17 protein-coding genes are annotated in these 16,817 nt (G+C 71.8%); 8 read left to right on the top strand and 9 right to left on the bottom strand.

From position 1 onward, the window contains the following. Positions 1–181 precede the first annotated feature (181 nt). The 4 genes from ACZ7DY_RS24435 (at position 182) to ACZ7DY_RS24420 (ending at position 3,373) form a co-directional block, all read left to right on the top strand. Positions 182–1,183, top strand: a complete 1,002-nt coding sequence (locus ACZ7DY_RS24435) for a DUF6286 domain-containing Asp23/Gls24 family envelope stress response protein (RefSeq protein ID WP_471138378.1) — start codon at positions 182–184, stop codon at positions 1,181–1,183. Positions 1,184–1,233: 50 nt separating this feature from the next. Then, positions 1,234–1,767 (top strand): alkaline shock response membrane anchor protein AmaP, encoded by a 534-nt coding sequence (locus ACZ7DY_RS24430; RefSeq protein WP_471138377.1) that lies wholly within the window; start codon positions 1,234–1,236, stop codon positions 1,765–1,767. Between the two features lie 333 nt (positions 1,768–2,100). Beyond that, positions 2,101–3,135, top strand: coding sequence for a hypothetical protein (locus ACZ7DY_RS24425; protein WP_471138375.1), 1,035 nt, complete (start codon positions 2,101–2,103; stop codon positions 3,133–3,135). A 40-nt stretch (positions 3,136–3,175) separates the two neighbouring features. Further along, the gene (locus ACZ7DY_RS24420; protein WP_471138373.1) at positions 3,176–3,373 is read left to right on the top strand and encodes a hypothetical protein; all 198 of its coding nucleotides are present in this window, start codon (positions 3,176–3,178) and stop codon (positions 3,371–3,373) included. Between the two features lie 119 nt (positions 3,374–3,492). Here the strand turns inward: ACZ7DY_RS24420 and ACZ7DY_RS24415 are convergent, their stop codons facing one another. Next, positions 3,493–4,308 (bottom strand): RNA polymerase sigma factor SigF, encoded by an 816-nt coding sequence (locus tag ACZ7DY_RS24415; RefSeq protein ID WP_471138372.1) that lies wholly within the window; start codon positions 4,306–4,308, stop codon positions 3,493–3,495. A 260-nt stretch (positions 4,309–4,568) separates the two neighbouring features. Between ACZ7DY_RS24415 and ACZ7DY_RS24410 the strand changes: the two genes are divergently transcribed. Further along, entirely contained in the window at positions 4,569–5,102 is a 534-nt protein-coding gene (locus ACZ7DY_RS24410; protein WP_471138370.1) for a GNAT family N-acetyltransferase, read from the top strand. A 45-nt stretch (positions 5,103–5,147) separates the two neighbouring features. Here ACZ7DY_RS24410 and ACZ7DY_RS24405 read toward each other — a convergent pair whose 3' ends face one another. Then, a complete protein-coding gene (locus ACZ7DY_RS24405; RefSeq protein ID WP_471138368.1) occupies positions 5,148–5,975 on the bottom strand; it encodes a class I SAM-dependent methyltransferase in 828 nt (275 codons plus the stop codon). 192 nt (positions 5,976–6,167) lie between these two features. Here ACZ7DY_RS24405 and ACZ7DY_RS24400 point away from each other — a divergent pair, with 192 nt between their 5' ends. Both ACZ7DY_RS24400 and ACZ7DY_RS24395 read left to right on the top strand, forming a co-directional pair. Continuing rightward, positions 6,168–7,952, top strand: coding sequence for a S9 family peptidase (locus tag ACZ7DY_RS24400; protein ID WP_471138366.1), 1,785 nt, complete (start codon positions 6,168–6,170; stop codon positions 7,950–7,952). 416 nt (positions 7,953–8,368) lie between these two features. Further along, a complete protein-coding gene (locus tag ACZ7DY_RS24395) occupies positions 8,369–9,214 on the top strand; it encodes an SURF1 family protein (protein WP_471138364.1) in 846 nt (281 codons plus the stop codon). 43 nt (positions 9,215–9,257) lie between these two features. Here the strand turns inward: ACZ7DY_RS24395 and ACZ7DY_RS24390 are convergent, their stop codons facing one another. The 7 genes from ACZ7DY_RS24390 to ACZ7DY_RS24360 form a co-directional block, all read right to left on the bottom strand. After that, a complete protein-coding gene (locus tag ACZ7DY_RS24390) occupies positions 9,258–10,556 on the bottom strand; it encodes a hypothetical protein (protein WP_471138362.1) in 1,299 nt (432 codons plus the stop codon). Further along, on the bottom strand, positions 10,553–11,128 hold the full coding sequence (locus tag ACZ7DY_RS24385; RefSeq protein ID WP_471138360.1) for a SigE family RNA polymerase sigma factor: 576 nt from the start codon (positions 11,126–11,128) through the stop codon (positions 10,553–10,555). Before ACZ7DY_RS24385 ends, ACZ7DY_RS24390 begins: the two co-directional genes overlap by 4 nt. Before the next feature lie 462 nt (positions 11,129–11,590). Further along, positions 11,591–12,649 (bottom strand): aspartate-semialdehyde dehydrogenase, encoded by a 1,059-nt coding sequence (locus ACZ7DY_RS24380; protein WP_471138359.1) that lies wholly within the window; start codon positions 12,647–12,649, stop codon positions 11,591–11,593. Further along, positions 12,646–13,917: an aspartate kinase gene (locus ACZ7DY_RS24375; RefSeq protein ID WP_471138357.1), complete on the bottom strand. Its 1,272-nt coding sequence runs from the start codon at positions 13,915–13,917 to the stop codon at positions 12,646–12,648. Before ACZ7DY_RS24375 ends, ACZ7DY_RS24380 begins: the two co-directional genes overlap by 4 nt. Positions 13,918–14,152: 235 nt before the next feature. Next, positions 14,153–14,812 (bottom strand): DUF5063 domain-containing protein, encoded by a 660-nt coding sequence (locus ACZ7DY_RS24370; RefSeq protein ID WP_471138355.1) that lies wholly within the window; start codon positions 14,810–14,812, stop codon positions 14,153–14,155. Next, the gene (gene recR, locus ACZ7DY_RS24365; RefSeq protein ID WP_389717611.1) at positions 14,805–15,404 is read right to left on the bottom strand and encodes a recombination mediator RecR; all 600 of its coding nucleotides are present in this window, start codon (positions 15,402–15,404) and stop codon (positions 14,805–14,807) included. Before recR ends, ACZ7DY_RS24370 begins: the two co-directional genes overlap by 8 nt. A 69-nt stretch (positions 15,405–15,473) precedes the next feature. Beyond that, positions 15,474–15,815 carry a YbaB/EbfC family nucleoid-associated protein gene (locus ACZ7DY_RS24360; protein WP_471138354.1) on the bottom strand — a complete coding sequence of 114 codons (342 nt, stop codon included), beginning with the start codon at positions 15,813–15,815 and terminating at the stop codon, positions 15,474–15,476. A 240-nt stretch (positions 15,816–16,055) separates the two neighbouring features. Here ACZ7DY_RS24360 and ACZ7DY_RS24355 point away from each other — a divergent pair, with 240 nt between their 5' ends. Continuing rightward, positions 16,056–16,811 carry an SLATT domain-containing protein gene (locus ACZ7DY_RS24355; RefSeq protein ID WP_471138353.1) on the top strand — a complete coding sequence of 252 codons (756 nt, stop codon included), beginning with the start codon at positions 16,056–16,058 and terminating at the stop codon, positions 16,809–16,811. Positions 16,812–16,817 lie beyond the last annotated feature (6 nt).

Here is a 16,817-nt window from a genome sequence, read left to right as displayed (position 1 = left end):
CCGGCAGACGGCGGCGCGGGCACACGGGCCTTCTTCGGCGGCCGTGACGGGGGGCGGCGATGAGCACCCCGGCCGCGGACCGCGGCTCCACCACCATCGTCACCGACTTCGTGACGGGTCGTCTTGTGGACGACCGTGCGGGCATACGGGGCCTCCCTGGCGGCCGTGACCGGGGGCGGCGATGAGCACCCCGGCCGCGGACCGCGGCTCCACCACCGTCGGCGACCGCGCGGTGCGCCGGATCGCCGAGCGGGCCGCGACGGAGGCGCTCGCGCCGGGCGAGGTACGGGCAACGGGGGGCGCTGCGGCGGTTCGTGGGGACCGGGCCCGGGTCGCCGTCACGGTCACGCTGCCCTACCCCGACGGGCTCGACGCGACGGGGGAACGCGTGCGGTCGCACGTCGCCGAGCGCACCCGGCAACTCTCCGGGCTCACCGTGCCGTCGGCGCGGGTGCGGGTCACGGGGCTGCGTCCGCGACCGGGGACGGTCGCGGTCGACGGGGCGGAGGAGGAGGTGACGGCCGCCGCCGGGCGCCGGGTACGCCGCCCCTGGGCCCAACGGCGGCTTCCCGTGGGGATGTTGGCGGGCGCGGGCGCGGCGATCTGTGGCGTGCTCCTGTACGACGTGCTGGCCGTGCACGCGGCGGGGCGTCCACCTGCCCGGTGGCGGACCGAGCTGATGGAGTGGCTCACCACGCACGGGCCGGAGAGCGCGGCGCGGCCGGGCATCGCGGCGGCGCTCGCGGTGTTCGGCCTCGGCGTGTGGCTGCTGGTCCTCGCCGTCACACCGGGCCTGCGCGGCCATCTGTCCATGCGGGAACCGCTGCCCGACGTCCACGCGGTCCTCGACCGGCGCGCGGCGGCGGCACTGCTGCGGGACGCGGTCGCGGAACTGCCGGGCATCACCCGGGTACGGGTCACCGCGGGCCGCCGCCGGGTCCGCGTCCGCGCACGGCTCGCCTTCGGCGACCCGGCCACCGCACGGGACCGGCTCACACGGGCGGTCGGGGAAACGATGTCGGAGTGGGGCCTCGCCCGGCCGCCGCGGCTCCGCATCCGCCTACGCACCGAACCCACGTGGCGGGCGCCTGCGGGCGCGGCTGAAGGGGCTGGCGGGGCGGAGCCCGGTGATGAGCCGGACGGGGGCCGGGGCGTCGGGTTGGCGCGTGGGGGGATCGGGTGATGGGGTGGCGGCGGGGGATTGTTAATCGGGGTGTCCTCGGGGGGCTTGCCGTGGGGCTTCTGGGGGCGGGTGCCGCGTTGGCCTCCGTGGTGGGGCCCGTACGTGAACGGCTGCCGGGTGGGTGGCCGCGGCTCGGCCGTGACCGGGTGTGGATCGACGGGGCGCAGCTCGGGCGGTGGCGTGACCACGGCTGGTGGGCGCCCCTCGTCGTCGCCGCGCTGTTGGTCTGCGTACTTCTTTTCCTCGGCTGGGCCCTGGCCCAGCTCCGCGGTGGGCGGCTGCGCGAACTGCCCCTCGGCCACCCCGACGTCACCCTCTCCGGCCCCGCCCTGGCCGCGGCCATCGCGGAGCGGGCGCGTGCCGTCGACGGAGTGGCCCACGCCCGCGTCTCCCTGCGCGGCACCCCCCGGCACCTGCGCGCCCGCATCACGCTGACGCTGCTGCCGGGCAGTTCCCCGCACGCCGTACTCGACCATCTCGCCCGGCACACCGTGGCCGAGGCGAGGGCGGCCGCGGCGCCCCGCACGCTGACCGCCCACGTACGGCTCACGGCGCGGTCACACAAGTCGGGGCGGGCGCGCTGACGGCGTCACCCGGAGATGACCCGCTCGTCACCCTGCGGGGTCGCATTGTAAGAACGATTCTGCGCCATTAGGAGTCCTTCAATTTTTCCTGAAAGTATGGCTGTTGGGCCGGAAAATGAACCCGTTCGGCGGGCTCCTCACTCCCCTGGCGACATCGGACGGAGCAACCGTGCGACCAACAGCCAGACGGTAAGAATGACTCGCGTACTGATCGGAGAAGTGGGGCCGACCGGAGTACTCGCCGGCAAGCGCCATTTCCTTCAAAGACTTTGATCCGTTCAGCCGGTCATGGAACTCAGGGACCGGCTTGAGCGACATGCCGTACTCGCAGACATGTACTGCGAGGCCAACGAACGTGTCGTGGACGCGCAGTTGACACTCGAGGAGCTGAGAAAGAACAGAAATCGCGTGCTGGCGGCCCTCGCCGTCACGCTCGGCAGCGACACCGGCGCCGCGCACGTGCTCGGCCTGCCGGAGCGCGACGTCCGTACGGCACGCAAGTCCGTGAACCGCGAGGAAGCCCTCGACCTGGCGACCAACGCGCTGGAGCTGGTGGCCGCCGAGTCCGCCGCTGCTCCCGGGCATCCCGCCTCCCCCGCGTACCCGCTGTACACGGACCGGCAGCCCGCCCCCGCCCCCGCGGAACCGTCCGAGGCCCAGGACGTACCGGAACCGGCCGCCCCCACACCCGAACCCGTGGCCGCGCCCCCTCCCGTCCGCGAGGCCGTCGCGGTACCCGCGCCCTCACCCTCGTCCGCGCCCGCCCCCGCACCCGTGGCCGCGCCGCAGCCGGCCGTGGCTGCCGCCGCCCAGGCGGCCTCCGCGGCCGCGCCCGCTGCCCCGCACGTGCAGGTCGCGGCTCCCACGGCGGTACCCGAAACCGTCGCGTGGACCGCGCCGATGGACCAGCTGCTGGTCCAGGGCTGGCACGAGGGGGTGAACCCCAGCGTGCTCGCCACTCAGCTGGGCTGCGATCTGTCGGCACTGGCACTCAGGGTGCAGGAGCTCTCCTACACGGAGACCGCACCCGCCCAGGCCGCCTCGGTGCAGACCGATGTCCGGACGGGAGGTGACACTTGGGAGCCCGCGCAGGCTCCCTCGCGACAACCCGGGCGCCACCGGCGCCACCGAGCCAACGGGACTGCTCATGGCCTTTTCGCGCAAGAGACGATGAGCCACCAGGCGTACCAGTCCCATCAGACACACCAGACCCAGGGCCACCAAGGCCATCAGAGTCATCAGGGCCATCAGCAGGAGGTGCGTCAGGCGGACCACGTCGCCTATCACCCCTCGTACGCGCCCCAGGGGCAGCCGGCGGGCTACCACCTCCCCTACGGGGACGTGCACGCCTACTCGGTCGGCATGTGAGACGCCTCGGGGCCGGTCGAACATCACGCCTGGAGTCTTCATGAAGCGTCACGTCACGGTGCTGGCCGCGACCGTCCTGGGAGTGCTGGCCGCGCACCCCGCCCACGCGGCCGGGCCGGCCGACTCCCTCCCTGGCGTCGGCGACGTCCGGCTGGTGCCCGACGTACTGGAACACACCAGCGTCTCCGTCAGCGACGAGAGTCAGATGGTGGTGGACGAGGCCCGGGGCCGGGGCTGACCGGGGGCAATCGCCCCGGACCCGGACCCGGACCCGGACACGCGCAGGGCCGCTCTCGTGCCGAGCGGACACGAGAGCGGCCCTGCACCAGCCGTCTTGGGGGGGGTTCGGGGTCGGGCTCAGGTCTCCGTGAGCATTCCGGAGCGGAGCTTGCCGAGGGTGCGCGACAGGAGCCGCGAGACGTGCATCTGGGAGACCCCTAGCACCTCGCCGATCTGTGCCTGCGTCATCTCACGGCCGAAGCGCATCTCGATGATGTGGCGTTCGCGCTCGTCCAGTTGCTCGATGAGCGGGGCGAGGGTGTGCAGTTCCTCGAAGAGGTCGAGCGCGGGGTCGTCCTCGCCGAGGACATCGGCGTAGTCGCGGCCCTGCGTGCCGTCGTCCTGGCCGACCGGGACGTCGATGGAGCCCGCGGTGTAGCCGTTCGAGGCGACAAGGCCGTCGTTGACCTCGCTCTCGCTGATCTCGAGGTGCTCGGCGAGCTCCCGCACGGTGGGCTCGCGGTCCAGCTCGGCGCTGAGCCGCTCCTTGGCCTTGGCCAGGTCGACCCGGAGCTCCTGGAGGCGGCGCGGCACGTGGACGGCCCACGTCGTGTCGCGGAAGAACCTCTTGATCTCGCCGGTGATGTACGGCAGGGCGAAGGTGCTGAACGCGACGTCACGGGAGAGCTCGAAGCGGTCGATGGCCTTGATCAGACCGATCGTGCCGACCTGCACGATGTCGTCGGCGTCCGTACTGCCGCCGCGGAAGCGCGCGGCCGCGTACTGCACGAGCGACAGGTTCATCTCGATCAGGGTGTTGCGCGCGTACTGATATTCGTGCGTGCCCTCTTCGAGGGACTGGAGGCGGTCGAAGAAGATCTTCGACAGAGCCCGCGCGTCCTTGGGTGCGACACTGCCCGCGTCCTCCACCCACGGCAGTTCGCTGCTGTACATCTCTTCCCAGGGGCCCGCGGTGCGTGCTTCCTCTTGTGTCGATGCTGCAGTCAACTGTGTAGGCGACCTCACAAGTTCACCTTCCGTGAGAGCGGTCGGGCGGGACATCACCAGACCGCCTGCCCAATACCGCTGTGGTTAAGCTCCTCGCGGACAAAGGGTTTCATGGCCCCGTTCCGCTCGCCGGTCCGTGCTGTCACCATGCGGAGTCCAGAGTGTAGGGGGAGTCGCCCCCGACGGGGGCGGGGCGGGAGGCGCACATGCCGGAAGTGTTCCTGCGGCGGCTGAGCCGCTGGCAGGCGGAGCAGCAGCGGGAGGCCGTCGCCGACCTCTACGTGGAGGCCTTTCGCGGGGCGGGCGGGGGCGGGCACCGCGACCGGCAGGAGTTCCTGCGCCGCTTCGAACACGACGTGCAGCAGACCGACTTCGACATGGTCGTGGCCGACGCGTCGGGCCTGGTCGGCTGCCTCTACGGCTACCGCGCCGAGCGCAGCGGCGAGTGGTGGGAGGGGTTCAGGGGGGTCCTGCCGGCCGAGGTCGAGGAACAGACCGCTTCGGGGCGGGTGTTCCGGCTGAGCGAACTGATGATGACGCCCGCCGGGCGCCGGGCGGGCGTCGCGTCCCGGCTGCGGACGCTGCTCCTCACCCGGCACACCTCCGACGTCGTCGTCGCCGTCCTCACGCGCGACGACGACCAGGGGCGGGAGGCCCTGCAGGCCTGGGACTGGCGCAAGCTCGGCGAGTTCGCGCCCGAACGGGAGGGCTGGCTGCGGCCCCCTTCGCCCCTGCCCTGAGCCACCCCTGCCCGGAGTCACTCCGGGTCTCGCCCTGCCCTCGCCCTACCGGTCCCGGCTCGCCCGCAGCGAGTACATGAGCGGGATGCGGGGCCGGTCCGCGGGGAAGCGGTAGACGCCCTCGCGCCGTTCGAGCGCGCCGAAGCGCGCGAAGACGGTCTCGTCGTGCTCGTGCAGGAAGTCGATGCGCAGACCCGTGGCGGCGAGGGCGGAGACGACGTCGCCGATGGGGTGCTGCCACTCGACGCTGCGGTTGTGGACGGTGGCGGTGCCGTCGTCCGCGTAACCGCCGGGCGTCTCGTCGACCCAGGCGTCGCGCGCGAAGTAGTCGTGCTCGACACGGGAGCCCGTGGCGTCGTCCAGCACGTCGGTGAGCGGGTGGAACTCGGAGAGGTAGAGGAAGCCGCCGGGGGCCACCAGCGACGCGGCGGTCTCCGCCCAGCGCCGGATGTCGGGCAGCCAGCAGAGCGCACCCACTCCGATGTAGACGATGTCGTACGAGGAGTCGGGCACCGCACCGGCCGCGTCGTACACGTCGGCGGCGACGAAGGTGGCCTGCTCGCGGGTGAGGCCGAGCTCGGCGGCGAGGTCGCGGGCCGCCTCGACGGCCGGCTCGGAGAAGTCGAGCCCGACCACGCGGGACGCCCCGTGCCGCGCCCAGGAGAGGGTGTCGAGTCCGATGTGGCACTGCAGGTGCAGCAGGGACTTTCCGCGTACGTCGCCCACTTCGGCCAGTTCGTGGTCGCGCAGGGGGTCCTTGCCTGCGCGGAAGGAGGCGAGGTCGTAGAAGTCGCCGGCGAGATGGAGGGGCACGCGCTCGTCCCAGCGCTTCCGGTTGGCCTCTCGCCAGTCGGCGGGTGTCGGGGAGTACATGATCGGAAAGTTATCCACAGGCTGGGGAATCCCGCCAGCGAATTGTCGGCGGGGCCAGGCAGTATGGGGGGCATGAGCGAGACGGGTTCGACGGGCGCGACGAGCGCAAAGAATGCGGCTGCTGACACGGGTGCGGCGGACGCGGCTGGTGCGGCGGGTGCCTTTGGCACGGGTGTGGCGGGGGAGGCTGCCATGCCGGAGTGGGAGAAGCGGTTCAGGGCGCCCCGGGTGTCCCTGCCGGAGTGGGCGGAGGACGCCCCGCACCGCTCCCTGTTCGTGTCGAACGCGACAGGGACGTACGAGCTGTACGCGTGGGACAGGACGACCGGCACCCAGCGCCAGGTGACCGACCGGCCGAACGGCACGACGGACGGCGCGCTCTCCCCCGACGGCGAGTGGATCTGGTGGTTCGACGACACGGACGGCGACGAATTCGGCGTCTGGCTGCGCCAGCCCTTCGGCGGCGGCCCCGACGAGCCCGCGGTGCCGGGCCTGGCGGCCTCCTATCCCGCGGGGCTCGCCCCCGGCAGGGACGGCGGGACGGTGGTCGTCGGCCGCTCGACGGACGAGGACGGCTCGACGATCCACGTCGTACGAGGTGAGGGCGCCGCCCCCGTCGAGGTGTACCGCCACCGCGAATCGGCGGGCGTCGGCGACCTCTCGCACGACGGCACGCTCATCGCCGTCGAACACACCGAACACGGCGACGCCATGCACTCCGCCCTCCGCGTGATCCGCCCGGACGGCTCCACGGTCGCCGAACTCGACGACACCGAGGGCGGCACGGTCGAGCTGGGCCTTGAGGTCCTCGGCTTCGCACCGGTCGACGGCGACCCGCGGCTGCTCGTCGGGCACCAGCGGCGCGGACGCTGGGAGCCCATGGTGTGGGACGTCGCGACGGGCGAGGAGAGCGACCTCGCGCTCGGCCTGCCGGGCGACGTGAGCGCCGAGTGGTATCCCGACGGCTCCGCCCTGCTCATCGCGCACGGCTTCGAGGCCCGCGGCGAGCTCTTCCGCTACGACCTCGCCACCCGCGAGCTGGTCCGCATCGACACGCCCGCCGGCTCCGTCTCCGGCGCGACGGCCCGCCCCGACGGCACCGTGGAGTACATGTGGTCGTCGGCGGCCGAGCCGCCGGTGGTCCGCTCGACGACCGGCGGCGTGGTCCTGGACCCGCCCGGCATGAAGGCCCCGAAGTCCGTGCCTGTGGAGGACGTGTGGGTGGACGGGCCCGGCGGCCGCATCCACGCACTCGTGCAGCGCCCCGCCGGCGCCACGGGGCCGCTCCCCACCGTCTTCGAGGTGCACGGCGGGCCCACCTGGCACGACAGCGACTCCTTCGCGGCCGGCCCGGCCGCCTGGGTCGACCACGGGTACGCGGTGATCCGGGTGAACTACCGAGGCTCGACGGGGTACGGCCGCGCATGGACGGACGCCCTCAAGCACCGCGTCGGCCTCATCGAGCTGGAGGACATCGCGGCGGTACGGGAGTGGGCGGTGACATCCGGCCTCGCCGACCCCGACCGCTTGATCCTCGCGGGCGGCTCCTGGGGCGGCTACCTCACGCTGCTCGGCCTCGGCACCCAGCCGGACGCCTGGGCGGCGGGGCTCGCGGCGGTGCCCGTCGCGGACTACGTCACGGCGTACCACGACGAGATGGAGGCGCTGAAGGCGATGGACCGCACGCTTCTGGGCGGCACGCCCGAGGAGGTCCCCGAGCGGTTCCGGGCCTCGTCCCCGCTGACGTACGTGGACGAGGTGAAGGCCCCCGTCTACATCTCGGCGGGCGTCAACGACCCGCGCTGCCCGATCCGCCAGATCGACAATTACGTGGACCGCCTGGCCGCGCGGGGCGCGGTGCACGAGGTCTACCGCTATGACGCGGGCCACGGGTCACTGGTCGTGGACGAGCGCATCAAGCAGGTTGCGCTGGAGCTGGATTTCGTGTCTCGCCACGTGGCGCCTGCGGCGGGCTGAGCGGGGGTTCCTTGCGCGGCGCCGTGGGGTGGGGGCGTCTTCACCCTGCGGCGGGGTGGGGGCGGACCCTGTCCCGCCGCTTCGCGGCGGATTTCTCCCACCCACCCGCCCGTTTGCCCGGCGACGCAGCGTGGGCGAAGGGCGGGCACCCTGCGGTGCGGGGTAAACGGGTGGGTGGGTGGGGAACATCCGCCGCGGAGCGGCGGGACAGGGGCGGCCCCACCCCTAGCAGCAGAGAAAAACGCACGCCAGCCACGGGCGCCCGCCCCACGGTGCGGGGTAAACGGGTGGGTGGGTGGGATGCATCCGCCGCGAAGCGACGGGGTAGGCAGGCCGCCACCGGGCCGGGTGGGCGGGGTGGAGTGAGGGCGGACCCCCCGGGGTGGTACCCCGTGGGGGACCCGTACCGTGGGAGTGTGTACCGGTTTCTGCTGACGCCCCGCTGGTGGGGGATCAACCTCTTCGTCGTGCTGGCCATCCCCTTCTGCATCTTCATGGGGTCCTGGCAGCTCGGCCGCTTCGAGGACCGCGTACAGGACCACGAGTCCGCCAAGGAGCAGGTCGCGGATCAGGGCAAGGAGCGGAACACCCGGGGCCGCCCCCTCGACTCGCTGCTGCCCGTCGACAAGGAGACCTCCGGCGAGCAAGCTACGGCCACCGGCCATTACGGCAGGCAACTGCTCGTACCGGACCGGGAGTTGGACGACAAGCGCGGTTTCTACGTGCTGACCCTGCTCCGTACGGAGAACGGCAGGTCCCTGCCCGTAGTCCGCGGCTGGCTCCCCGGCGACGCGAGCACCGCGAAGGCCCCGGCCGCCCCGAAGGGCGAGGTCACGGTCACCGGTGCGCTGCAGGCCTCGGAGAGCCCCGGTTCCAATGGGGTCAGCGCGGCGGGCGGCCTGCCCCGGGGCCAGCTGGGCGCGATCAGCTCGGCGTCACTGGTCAACCTCGTACGCGACGACGTGTACGACGCGTGGATCACGCTGGGGAAGGCCGATTCCGGGATGAAGGCGGTTCCCGCGGCGGCGCCCAGCAACACGGGCCTGGACCTGAAGGCCTTCCAGAACCTCGGCTACACCGGCGAGTGGTTCGTCTTCGCGGGCTTCGTCGTCTTCATGTGGTTCCGGCTGTTCCGGCGCGAGGCGGAGTTCGCCCGTGACGCCCAGCTCGGCCTGCTCCCGGACCCGGCCGGGGACCCGGAGAACGGTGAGAAGGGCGAGAAGGGTGAGAAGGGCGAGGAGAGCCGGGCCGTCCAGGCCTGAGCCCCGCCCCACGTCCCGTATCCCCAGGGCCGCGTCCCCAGCCCTAGGACGCCGGCAGCACTCCGGTCCGGTATACCGTTCCCGCGCACGCGTTCGGGATCGTCGTCCCCGCCGAGGGCGAGCCCGCCTCCGCGGTCAGGGAGATCACCACGCTGCCGTCGGCGACACCGCCGTCGGTCCGGACCAGCTGCGGCTGCGTGCCGGCGGGCGTGCCGCCCTCCGTCGCCCCGCTGCTGCCCTCGGAGGGCGTCGGGTCGGGCGTCGGCTCGCCGCCGTCCGAGGGGCACGTCTCCGACGGCACCCAGGCGAACCGCACCTCGTACGCCGCGCCGGGCCGCAGCACGAACGGGCTGGCCTCCTGCGCGGGGTCGGGCAGTCCGGTCGCCGCGTCCCCCGCCGTGTGGTCGACCACGGTGATCTTCGCGGGGTCGGCCGCGCCCTGGGCCACCGTGCCGACGGCGCCGGCCGCCTCGATGGTGCAGCTGCTGTCGGAGATGTTGGAGACCCGGAACGAGCCGTACACCTTGTTGTCGGCCTCGGGTGCGTTCGCGCCGCCCGACGCGGCGAGCTGGGCCGCGTCGCAGACCGGTGAGCTCGCGGCCTCGGAGGTGGAGGGGTCCGGCGAGCCCGTGCCGCCGCCGCCCGTACCGCCCTTCCCCTTGCCGCCCTTCTTGCCCTTTTCGCCCTTCTTGTTCTTGCCCTTGGACTTGTCGGGCTTCTCGCCCGAGCCCTTCTCGCCGCCGTCGGGGCCCTTGCCCTGGCTCGAACCGCCCTGGACGTCCTGGCTGTTGCCCGCGACCGAGGTCCGGTCGTCCGAGTCGCCCTTGGAGTTGGTGACGTGGACGAGGGCGGGGACGGCGGTCCCGATGAAGAGCGCGGCGGCGGCGAGGCCGACCACGGCCTGGCGCTTGCGGGCCCTGCGGGCGGGAACCGCCTGCCGCAGGTGTTCGAGCGAACGATCGCTCGGCTCGATCTCCTCCACGGCCTGCCGCAGCATCCGCCGCAGGGCGAGCTCGTCGGCGCCCAGTTCGTCGGCGCCTCGCTCGTCGTCGCCACGTCCGCCGGGGGATCGAGCGCCGAGGCTCAGGATGGTCAGGGGGTCCCGCGGACCGGACGTTCCCCGATCACCGAGTTCCGGACTGTTGCCTTCCGGACCGCTGGCTTCCGGACCGTCGGCTTCCGGGCCGTCGGCTTCCGGACCCCCCGTTCCCGCACCGCCCGCGTCCAAGCTCTCGGCCCCGGGGTCGTCGGGGCCGGGGCCGCCTTCGGGACCGTGGTTCACGTTTCCGTTCCTGCCATGCCGCTTGAATCCGCCCTGCTCGTCACGCTCGCGCTCACTCATGCCGGCGCCTCCATGGCGACCCTCAGGGCCGCGATGCCGCGCGAACCGTACGCCTTCACCGAGCCCAGCGATATGCCCAGGGTCTCGGCGACCTGCGCCTCGGTCATGTCGGCGAAGTAGCGCAGCACGAGGACCTCGCGCTGGCGCCGCTGGAGACCGCGCATGGCCTTGATCAGCTCGTCGCGTTCCAGCTGGTCGTAGGCCCCCTCCTCCGCGCTCGCCATGTCGGGCATCGGCTTCGAGAGCAGCTTGAGCCCGAGGATGCGCCGGCGCAGTGCGGACCGGGAGAGATTGACGACGGTCTGGCGCAGATACGCGAGCGTCTTCTCGGGGTCGCGCACCCGCTTGCGCGCCGAGTGCACCCGGATGAACGCCTCCTGGACCACGTCCTCGCAGGACGCCGTGTCGTCCAGGAGCAGCGCGGCCAGACCGAGGAGCGACCTGTAGTGAGCGCGGTAGGTCTCGGTGAGATGGTCGACTGTGGTGCCCGCGGTCACGCGCAACTCATCGCCCTCGCGCTGCGCCGGGATGCGGGCGGGCCGCGCTGCGGGCATGGGTGCGATCACCGGCATGCCACCGGTCGCGCGGGGTCGGCGAGTGGGGCGCAGTGCCGCCGCGCCTCTCGCCTGTACCGCTGTGAAGTCGAGTACCTCTGCCACGCTTGTTGGACACGCTTCCCCCCGTCAGGGTTGTACGCATCCGGAATCGCGTTTGCAGCATGCTGTGCAGGCACCGCTCGTGACGATGCATCAAATGCCCCCATGCGTACCAGCTCTTCCCCTATGCCCCATATTCGACAGCGCTCGGGCCACCCCTGAAGGGCGACCGCTAAAGACGCCCCCCGTCCCGCTGCCGGTTGCAGTGATCAGACGCGAATCTTCGAACGCGGAGCTGATCCAGTTCAAGCGCTCACTGCCACCAAGTTGGACACAGAACTTACACAGATCCCACGAGGGGCCCGATCCTGGGGTGGTCCATACCAATTGCCGGAAATGGGGCGCGCGCCGGGCGGGAAACGGACCCGTACCGCCGAGTCAGCCTGCCGTGAACTCCGCGGCCACCAGCTCCGCGATCTGCGCCGTGTTCAGCGCCGCTCCCTTGCGCAGGTTGTCCCCGCACACGAAGAGTTCGAGGGCGGTCGGATCGTCCAGTGAACGGCGCACCCGGCCCACCCAGGTCGGATCGGTGCCGACCACATCGGCGGGGGTGGGGAACTCCCCGGCGGCCGGATTGTCGAACAGGACGACGCCCGGGGCGGTGGCGAGGATCTCGCGCGCCTTGTCCACAGTGACCTCGTCCTCGAACCGCGCGTGGACGGTCAGGGAGTGGGTGGTCACGACGGGCACGCGTACGCAGGTGGCGGCGACGCGGAGGCCGGGCAGGCCGAGGATCTTCCGCGACTCGTCCCGGACCTTCATCTCCTCGGACGACCATCCGTCGTCCTTCAGGGACCCGGCCCAGGGCACCACGTTGAGCGCCACGGGCTCCGGGAAGGGGCCGGTGTCGTCGCCGACCGCGCGGCGTACGTCGCCGGGGCTGCACCCCAGTTCGGTCCCCGCGACCAGCCGCAGCTGGCGGCGGAGGGTGTCGATGCCCTCGCGGCCGGCCCCGCTCACCGCCTGGTACGAGGAGACGATCAGCTCGCGCAGCCCGAACTCGGCGTGCAGCGCGCCGACGGCGACGATCATCGAGAGCGTCGTGCAGTTGGGGTTGGCGACGATGCCGCGCGGCCGCACGCGCGCGGCGTGCGGATTGACCTCCGGCACGACGAGCGGCACGTCCGGGTCCATCCGGAACGCGGCGGAGTTGTCGACCACGACGACGCCCTTGGCCGCGGCGACGGGGGCCCACTGCGCGGAGACCTCGTCGGGCACGTCGAACATGGCGACGTCGACCCCGTCGAAGACGTCCTCCGACAGGGCAAGGACCTCGATCTCCTCGCCGCGCACGGCCAGCTTGCGGCCGGCCGAGCGCGGCGAGGCGACGAGTCTGATCTCGCCCCAGATGTCGGCGTGCTGCGACAGGATCTGGAGCATGACGGTGCCGACGGCCCCGGTCGCTCCGACGACCGCGAGCGTCGGCTTCCGGCTCATCGCCCGGTGCCTCCATAGACCACGGCCTCGTCCGTGTCGGAGTCGAGCCCGAAGGCCGTGTGCACGGCGCGCACCGACTCGTTCACGTCGTCGGCGCGGGTGACGACCGAGATGCGGATCTCGGAGGTCGAGATGAGCTCGATGTTCACGCCGGCGTCGCTGAGCGCCTCGAAGAAGGTCGCGGTGACGCCCGGGTTGGTCTTCATGCCGGCGCCGACGAGGGAGATCTTCGCGATCTGGTCGTCGTAGCGCAGCGAGTCGAAGCCGACCGACTGGCGGGTCCGCTCCAGGGCGTCGATGGCCTTGCGGCCCTCGGCCTTGGGAAGCGTGAAGGAGATGTCGGTCAGGCCCGTCGAGGCGGCCGACACGTTCTGCACGACCATGTCGATGTTGACCTCGGCGTCCGCGATGGCGCGGAAGATCGAGGCGGCCTCGCCCGGCTTGTCCGGCACACCGACGACCGTGATCTTGGCCTCGGAGGTGTCGTGCGCGACACCGGAGATGATGGCCTGCTCCACCTTGCGGTCCCCTTGCGGTTCGTTGCTGACCCACGTGCCCTGGAGCCCGCTGAAGGACGAGCGCACGTGAATCGGGATGTTGTAACGGCGGGCGTACTCCACGCAGCGGTGGAGCAGCACCTTCGACCCGGAGCTCGCGAGCTCCAGCATGTCCTCGAACGAGATCCAGTCGATCTTCCGTGCCTTCTTGACCACACGCGGGTCGGCGGTGAAGACACCGTCCACGTCCGTGTAGATCTCGCAGACCTCGGCGTCGAGGGCGGCGGCGAGGGCGACGGCGGTCGTGTCCGACCCACCACGGCCGAGCGTGGTGATGTTCTTGCCCTCCTGGCTGACGCCCTGGAACCCGGCGACGATGGCGATGTTGCCCTCGTCGATCGAGGTCCGGATGCGTCCCGGGGTCACGTCGATGATCCGCGCCTTGTTGTGGACGGAGTCGGTGATGACGCCGGCCTGGCTGCCCGTGAACGACTGGGCCTCGTGGCCCAGGTTTTTGATCGCCATGGCCAGCAGGGCCATGGAGATGCGCTCACCAGCGGTCAGCAGCATGTCGAATTCGCGTCCGGCAGGGATCGGGGATACCTGTCCGGCGAGATCGATCAACTCATCCGTCGTGTCACCCATCGCCGAGACCACGACAACGACCTGATGGCCGTTCTTCTTGGCGTCGACGATTCTCTTGGCGACCCGCTTGATGCCCTCGGCATCGGCTACGGAGGAGCCTCCGTACTTCTGCACGACAAGGCCCACGTGCGCTCCTCGCTCAATCCGTTGTGCGGTCGGCTCAGTTTAACGAGCGGCCGAAATTCGCCTCGGCCATATCAGATCGTGAGATGTCCCGCTCACGAGGTGATCACCGGACATGCGTTCCCGCTCTTCGGGACGCATGTTCCGACCGCTCCGCGAGGGCACATGCCCGTTTCGGAGCACTGCACTCCGGAAAGTGGGGCGGGTCACAGGTTCCGGCCGCCCGCCGCGCGGGGGCCTACTTGACCGTGCGCAGGCCCAGCGGGCCCGCGATCTCCTCCGCCATGACCTTGCCGGCCTCTTCCTCCAGGGCCGACTCCGCCAGGTCCTCGTCCGTGTCCAGGCCGTCCAGGTCCTCCAGGGGCTGGTTCAGGCGGACGTGGGCGACCAGGGACTGGAGGGCGCGCAGGGCACCCGACGCGGTGGAGCCCCAGTTCGAGAAGTAGGAGAACTGCCACCACCACAGGGCCTCGGTGGTGCGGCCCGCGCGGTAGTGCGCCAGACCGTGGCAGAGGTCGGCGACGACGTCCGCGAGGTCGTCCGAGATGCGGCAGGGCACCGGGGCCTTGCGCGGCTCGTACGGGTCGAAGACCTCGGAGTAGACGTCGATCGGGTCGAGGAGCAGCGCCAGGCGCTCGCGCAGGTCGTCGACGTCCTGCTCGGGGCCGAGATCCGGCTCGTACCGCTCCTCGGGGACGATGTCCTCGTGCGCGCCGAGGCGGCCGCCGGCCAGCAGCAGCTGGGAGACCTCAAGGAGGAGGAAGGGGACCGCGGAGTCCGGCTCGTCACCCTTGGCGACCTCCCTGACCGAGACGATGAAGCTCTCGATCTGGTCCGAGATCTGGACCGCGAAGTCGTCAGGGTTGTCGATCACGGTGTTCAGCGTGGCGTCAGACATCTAGGAGTCGTCTCCCCTCGAAAGCGCGGCCCAGGGTGACCTCGTCCGCGTATTCCAGATCTCCCCCGACAGGGAGTCCGCTGGCCAGGCGGGTGACCTTCAGGCCCATGGGCTTGATCATGCGCGCGAGGTACGTCGCCGTGGCCTCGCCCTCGAGGTTCGGGTCCGTGGCCAGGATCAGCTCGGTGACCGTGCCGTCGGCCAGGCGCGCAAGGAGTTCCCGTATGCGCAGGTCGTCCGGGCCGACGCCCTCGATCGGGCTGATCGCGCCGCCCAGGACGTGGTACTTCCCCCGGAACTCGCGCGTACGCTCGATCGCCACGACGTCCTTCGGCTCCTCGACCACGCAGATGACGGAGAGGTCGCGGCGCGGGTCGCGGCAGATGTTGCAGAGCTCTTCCTGCGCGACGTTCCCACAGGTCGCGCAGAAGCGGACCTTGTCCTTCACCTCGATCAGGGCGTGCGCGAGACGGCGGACGTCCGTCGGCTCCGCCTGGAGGATGTGGAAGGCGATCCGCTGCGCGCTCTTGGGACCGACGCCGGGCAGCCTGCCCAACTCGTCGATGAGGTCCTGGACCACGCCTTCGTACACGGAACGCCTTTCCTGAAGTCCTCTGGAGGGTGCCGGCTCTCTACGTACGGTAGTTGGCCGGGGGGTTTCTTAGAAGGGAAGCCCCGGGATGCCGCCGCCGCCCAGGCCCTGGGCGAGCGGGCCCAGCTTCTCCTGCTGGAGCGTGTGCGCGTTCTCGTTGGCCGCCTGGACCGCCGCGACGACCAGGTCCGCCAGCGTCTCGGTGTCCTCGGGGTCGACCGCCTTCGGGTCGATCACCAGGCCGCGCAGCTCGCCGGAGCCGTTGACCGTGGCCTTGACGAGGCCGCCGCCCGCCTGGCCCTCCACCTCGGTGCGCGCCAGTTCCTCCTGGGCCGCCGCGAGGTCCTGCTGCATCTTCTGGGCCTGCTGCAGCAGCTGCTGCATGTTGGGCTGGCCACCACCGGGGATCACGATCAGCTCCGTTTCGTACGGGTCCGTCTGGCGGGGTTTTCCGCCTGGTCCGAGCCTACGTGGTCGGCGGGCGGGCCGCCCCGGCACTCTCGGCAACACTCTTTCGGGTGAGATCGGCCGCCTTCCTATACCTGATCAAGCACCTCTTCCGGGCGGAAAAGCCGCGAACCCGGTCTCAGGGCCACCCATTGGGCGGTAGGACTTAGCGTCGATACGCGCGATCTCATGGAGGAGTGCCGGGTGAGCCAGCCGGAGATGCAACCCGAGGGGGTGCCCCCCGAAGGGCAGGGTTCGGGGGCCGCCGGTGCGGGTCAGGGTGCGCGCCTCGGCGATCTGACCGGCCGGGCCTTCCCCCTCGGCGACTGGGGCGAGCCCGCCGAGCGGCTCGACGAGCTGTACCGCTGGGTGGAGCGGGGCGCCCTGAACACCGCCGAGTGGTACCTCGCCGACCGCGGCCGCAAGCGGCGCGGGGCCCGGCTGCTGCGGGCAGGGGCCGCCCTGGGCGCCGTGGGCGGCGGGGTGCTGCCGCTGCTCGACCTGGCGGGGGCCGTGGGGCCCGTCGCCACCTGGGGGTTCGTGTCGCTGCTCGCCGGGGTGGCGTGCGTGGGGTGCGACCGGTTCTTCGGGCTCACCTCCGGGTGGATGCGGGACGTGGCGACCGCGCAGGCCGTGCAGCGGCGGCTGCAGGTGCTCCAGTTCGACTGGGCGTCGGAGAGCGTGCGGGAGGTGCTCGGGCCCACCGAGGGCACCGCGGGCGAGGCCGCCGAGCGGTGCCTGGGGGTGCTGCGCAAGTTCTCCGAGGACGTGACGGAGCTGGTGCGGGCTGAGACCTCGGACTGGATGGTGGAGTTCCGGGCGGGCCCGGTGCCGCTGGCCATGCAGGCGATGACCCCGGGGGGCTCGCCCCGGGAGGCCCCGGCCGCCCCGGGACGGTTCCCGATGCCGCCCGGGGCCCGGCCGAACATGCCGCGCCAGCGCCCGCCGGAGCCGCGCTGACCCCGC

The sequence above is a fragment of the Streptomyces sp. NPDC037013 genome (genome assembly GCF_055607265.1).
This window is presented reverse-complemented; position numbering and strand designations above follow the sequence as displayed.

What these genes read in the sequence shown, in the direction of transcription:
- ACZ7DY_RS24370 (WP_471138355.1), bottom strand. Translation starts at nt 14,812, where the DNA reads ATGTCTGACGCCACGCTGAACACCGTGATCGACAACCCTGACGACTTC.
- ACZ7DY_RS24390 (WP_471138362.1), bottom strand. Translation starts at nt 10,556, where the DNA reads ATGAGTGAGCGCGAGCGTGACGAGCAGGGCGGATTCAAGCGGCATGGC.
- ACZ7DY_RS24405 (WP_471138368.1), bottom strand. Translation starts at nt 5,975, where the DNA reads ATGTACTCCCCGACACCCGCCGACTGGCGAGAGGCCAACCGGAAGCGC.
- ACZ7DY_RS24435 (WP_471138378.1), top strand. Translation starts at nt 182, where the DNA reads ATGAGCACCCCGGCCGCGGACCGCGGCTCCACCACCGTCGGCGACCGC.
- ACZ7DY_RS24425 (WP_471138375.1), top strand. Translation starts at nt 2,101, where the DNA reads ATGTACTGCGAGGCCAACGAACGTGTCGTGGACGCGCAGTTGACACTC.
- ACZ7DY_RS24385 (WP_471138360.1), bottom strand. Translation starts at nt 11,128, where the DNA reads ATGCCGGTGATCGCACCCATGCCCGCAGCGCGGCCCGCCCGCATCCCG.
- ACZ7DY_RS24400 (WP_471138366.1), top strand. Translation starts at nt 6,168, where the DNA reads ATGCCGGAGTGGGAGAAGCGGTTCAGGGCGCCCCGGGTGTCCCTGCCG.
- ACZ7DY_RS24380 (WP_471138359.1), bottom strand. Translation starts at nt 12,649, where the DNA reads ATGAGCCGGAAGCCGACGCTCGCGGTCGTCGGAGCGACCGGGGCCGTC.
- ACZ7DY_RS24410 (WP_471138370.1), top strand. Translation starts at nt 4,569, where the DNA reads ATGCCGGAAGTGTTCCTGCGGCGGCTGAGCCGCTGGCAGGCGGAGCAG.
- ACZ7DY_RS24420 (WP_471138373.1), top strand. Translation starts at nt 3,176, where the DNA reads ATGAAGCGTCACGTCACGGTGCTGGCCGCGACCGTCCTGGGAGTGCTG.
- ACZ7DY_RS24415 (WP_471138372.1), bottom strand. Translation starts at nt 4,308, where the DNA reads ATGTACAGCAGCGAACTGCCGTGGGTGGAGGACGCGGGCAGTGTCGCA.